Raw genomic sequence first — 2,622 nt, 5'->3', positions numbered from 1 at the left:
ACGATCTCGAGGAGGCCGTCCGTCTTGGCCATCAGATCGGTGTGATGAAGGATGGGAAGATGCTTCAAATTGGCTCGGCCGACGACATCATCGGCAACCCCAAGGATCCCTATGTGGAGAAATTCGTCCAAGGAAGCAGCCGGCTCGGGCTCCTCAAAGCCGAATCGGTAATGGTTCCCCTAAGCGAATTTGCCGCGACGAGCGAGAACCTGCACCTGACCGATGCGCCGCGGGTCAAGCTGGATGCGCCAATCAAGGAGATCCTTGGCTTGGCGAACAACCATCCAAATGGTCCCCTTGTCGTCGTAGACGCCCAAGGGTCCGACGTTGGGATCGTAACGCCGTCGCTTATCCTTCGCGGCATCCACGAAAGAATCTAAGACATTCGCCTCTTCACATCCAATTGGGCGAAGCGAAGCTCAATCCCTTATCATGGTGACATTCAATGATCGCTGAACAAAAGACCGTCGTTGTAACCGGAGCCGCAGGCGGCATGGGCCAGGCGATTTGCAGGAAATTCGCTGCGAATGGTTATTTCGTCGTGGCCGGGGATACGAACCAGGACCGGCTCAAGGCGACTACTAACGAGCTCAATCGCGACAAGGAAACTGTGCTGGCGAGGCCAGGAGACCTCCGCAGCAAGGCGTATTGCGAGGAGCTGGTCGACATCGCTATTCAACGCACCGGGCGCCTTGACGCCCTAGTCAACAATGCCGGGATCATCACGCGCGGCACCATTCTCGACACGACTGACGAAGACTGGGAAAGAACCTTTGATATCAATCTGAAAGCGATCTTCTACACCTGTAGACGCGCCATAGGCTTCATGGCCCAAAACGGTGGTGGCTCGATCGTTAACATCTCCTCGACTTGGGGTATCTATCCGGGCCCCAGCCATGCCGCCTATTGCGCCAGCAAGGCAGCGGTCGCAACGTTCTCAAAATGCCTCGGCCGGGATCACGCCGGCAGTCGCATTCGGGTCAATGCAGTCTGCCCGGGTGAGATTGATACTCCGATGCTCCGGTCGGGGTTCATCCATCGCGGATTTGATCCGGATACGGCAGTTGCGGAACTCAGCAAGTCAAACCCCCTGGGACACCTAGGCGAACCGGAGGACATCGCTGATGCCGTGTTCTTCCTGAGCTCCGCTGAGGCGAAGTTTGTAACGGGGACGACCCTCGAAGTGGCCGGCGCGAAAGCAGTTTATTGATCGTATCCTCCCATCGATCCTGCAACCCCCTTGAACCCTGTTCGAGGGGGTTAGCGGGCTCCACATCCACGTGTGGTCATGACCTGAGTTCATAGCCGAGATTAATTTTTATTGTTAGTTTCTGGCGCTTTTTCCCGGTAGATTCGATTGAAAACAAGGGAAATAAAGCATGTCATCCAGATCAGGCGGCCGGGACGCTCGGCAGAAGATACGCACCGACAGATCGGTTACTTTTTTGCCGACGCTTGAGCGCGGAATTCCTTACATGGATTTGCTCCATCATGAGGATTTACTTCGGCTGCATGATCAATCAATGCAAATACTTGAAGAGATTGGCATTGAATTCCGTGATGACGAAGCGATTGAATATTGGCGCAAGGCGGGTGCCGATATTACGGGTCAACGGGTAAGGATTGACCGAAACCTCCTCCTTGAACTAGTTGCGAAGGCGCCGGAGGCCTTTACCGTCCATGCCCGCAATCCGGCCAGGACCGTCAGTCTCGGCGGCCGGAAGACGATTTTCACACCTGCTTACGGCTCGCCGAACGTATTGGATCTCGAGGGCAAGCGACGGAACGCAACAATTGCCGATTTCGTCAATTTTGCGAAACTCGCCTACCAATCGCCAGCGATGCACATGACCGGCGGGGTTCTGTGCGAGCCCATGGATATTGCCGTTCCCAAGCGACATCTGCACATGAACTACAGCCTGATCCGGTATTCCGACAAGCCGTTCATGGGCGCTGTAACATCACGTGAACGCGCCGAAGATACCATCTCGATGGCAAAGATCGTTTTCGGCGAGGAGTTTCTTCAAAACAACACCGTCATCATCTCCCTGGCCAACTGCAATTCGCCCCTCGTGTGGGACGCCACCATGTTGGATGCCGTCAAGGTTTACGCGGCCAACAATCAGGCTATGATACTGGCCCCGTTTGTCCTAGGCGGAGCGAGCACGCCCGCGAGCACCATCGGTGCTGTGGCACAGCTCAATGCCGAGGCGCTTGCCGGCGTCGCGTTCGCGCAGCTGGTCAGGCCCGGCGCGCCTTGCATCTACGGGCAATGGTTGGCCACTGTCTCGATGAAAAGCGGTGCGCCGATGGCGGGTACGCCCGAGATTTGCCACATGAACATGTTGGTGGGCCAGCTGGCCCGTCACTACAAACTGCCCTGGCGCTGCAGCGGCAGCAATACAAGCTCGAAGCTTGTCGACGCGCAGGCAGGTTACGAAGCGGCACGAAACATGTATGGCGCCCTGATTGCCGGCGCCAACTTCGTCCTGTCGTCCACCGGCTATCTTGAGGCGGCGCTGACCCAGAGCTACAGCAAGTTCATGCTCGATGCCGAGCAAATGGTGATGTTCTACAAACTGGGCCGCGGCCTCGTGCTTAGCGAACTCGACGAGACGATGG

2 protein-coding genes and 1 pseudogene are annotated in these 2,622 nt (G+C 56.6%); all 3 read left to right on the top strand.

The features are described 5' to 3' along the window. A pseudogene (locus O7A70_RS33650) lies at window positions 1-380 on the top strand (glycine/betaine ABC transporter); the annotation flags it as partial. 65 nt (window positions 381-445) lie between these two features. Further along, a complete protein-coding gene (locus tag O7A70_RS33645; protein ID WP_337144182.1) occupies window positions 446-1,210 on the top strand; it encodes an SDR family NAD(P)-dependent oxidoreductase in 765 nt (254 codons plus the stop codon). 169 nt (window positions 1,211-1,379) lie between these two features. Continuing rightward, a partial coding sequence (locus O7A70_RS33640; RefSeq protein ID WP_337144181.1) for a trimethylamine methyltransferase family protein occupies window positions 1,380-2,622 on the top strand: 1,243 nt, incomplete at its 3' end.

Source organism: Mesorhizobium sp. Cs1299R1N1 (assembly GCF_037179655.1).
Classification (GTDB): Bacteria; Pseudomonadota; Alphaproteobacteria; order Rhizobiales; family Rhizobiaceae; genus Mesorhizobium; species Mesorhizobium salmacidum.
Note: the sequence above shows the minus strand (reverse complement) of the source record. Positions and strands in the feature narration are given on the sequence as shown.

Coding starts and splice junctions, on each gene's coding strand:
- O7A70_RS33645 (WP_337144182.1), top strand. CDS start 446: ATGATCGCTGAACAAAAGACCGTCGTTGTAACCGGAGCCGCAGGCGGC.